The sequence below is a fragment of the Phytoactinopolyspora endophytica genome (assembly GCF_004138495.1).
Lineage (GTDB): Bacteria > Actinomycetota > Actinomycetes > Jiangellales > Jiangellaceae > Phytoactinopolyspora > Phytoactinopolyspora endophytica.
In genome coordinates this window covers 984-1631 of record NZ_ML142893.1, presented here as the reverse complement: position 1 = coordinate 1631, position 648 = coordinate 984, and the positions used below count along the sequence as shown (strand labels likewise).

Genomic DNA, 648 nt, shown 5'->3' with positions numbered 1-648 from the left:
CTCGCCTTCCTTGCCGGTTGCGACGGCTCGAATCAGGACTGGATTCGACGTGCCAGAGCCCGGGGCGGCGCCAATCGAAATGCCGCCTCCATCGGCGCCACCGAGGATGTCGACGCCGCCAAACGAGCCCGAGATCTGCGAGTAGGCAGCCGAGGTACCGTCACCGTTAGGAATCGTGCCCTGCTCGGTCTGCATCTCCAAGCCATCGACGCCCACGAGCGGCGAACCGGGCAGACCGAGGTTCACTTCACCTGCAGAGTCGTCAACGATCGCCAGCGGTCCGCCCATTTCCGGAGTCAGTCCACCCGGAGTCTCGGCGTAGGACGACGTCTCCGGAACGACGAACTCCTCGTCCCAGTTGGCCTTGACTCGACCGCTGAAGACACGAGCGTCGAAGATGTCCGAGCCATCAATCTCGAGCGGCGTAGTTTCCCATTCGTCCGACTGCGGCAGAGCCGTCTGCTCCGCCGCATACGGCAGATCCAGCTCATTTCCCAGGACAGAGACTTCAGCCAGTGATGTCTGGGCCCGGCTGTACACGTCCTCAGCGGCGCCCTCAACACCCTGCGAGTTCACCCGAGAGTCAATCATGCCGACATCAGCTTGGACGCCGAGGTCAAGGTCGACCTCCGGGAGCAGGCCGCCGAG

Annotated in this window: 1 protein-coding gene; it reads right to left on the bottom strand. The window is 63.7% G+C overall.

Going from position 1 to position 648, the window contains the following annotated elements; translation table 11 throughout:
- Window positions 1-648 (bottom strand): hypothetical protein (locus ELR45_RS36295; RefSeq protein WP_165368360.1); only part of this gene is annotated, 648 nt, incomplete at both ends.